The organism is Bremerella sp. JC817 (genome assembly GCF_040718835.1).
In the GTDB taxonomy this organism is placed as follows: domain Bacteria; phylum Planctomycetota; class Planctomycetia; order Pirellulales; family Pirellulaceae; genus Bremerella.
On record NZ_JBFEFG010000270.1, the window covers coordinates 1 to 303 of the forward strand.

General features: G+C 64.4%; 1 protein-coding gene. It reads left to right on the forward strand.

Features of this window, described 5'->3' with window-relative positions; translation table 11 throughout:
- On the forward strand, positions 1 to 303 hold a 303-nt coding region (locus tag AB1L30_RS14235; RefSeq protein ID WP_367014103.1), incomplete at both ends, for a hypothetical protein.

Consider the following 303-nt stretch of genomic DNA (forward strand, 5'->3'; position numbering starts at 1 on the left):
GACCGGACCGCCGGATCCGCTGGGATTGTTGCGGGCCCTGCATCGTCGCCTGGGCATCGCACTGGCTCTGGGAATTCTCGCCGCCGCCGTGGTGGGAGCGACCGCCTGGTTTGTGGTGCCCCGTTCGAAGTACACGGCCGAGGCCTTGCTCCATGTGCGGGCGATGCCCTACCGAATCCTCTTCCAGACGGTCGAGACCACGGATCTGGGGCGTGACGAATATGCCCGGTATCAGAAAACCCAGATCGCCAAGCTCAAGAGCCGCGTTGTCATCAATGCGGTCCTGCAGCAGCCTGGCATCGC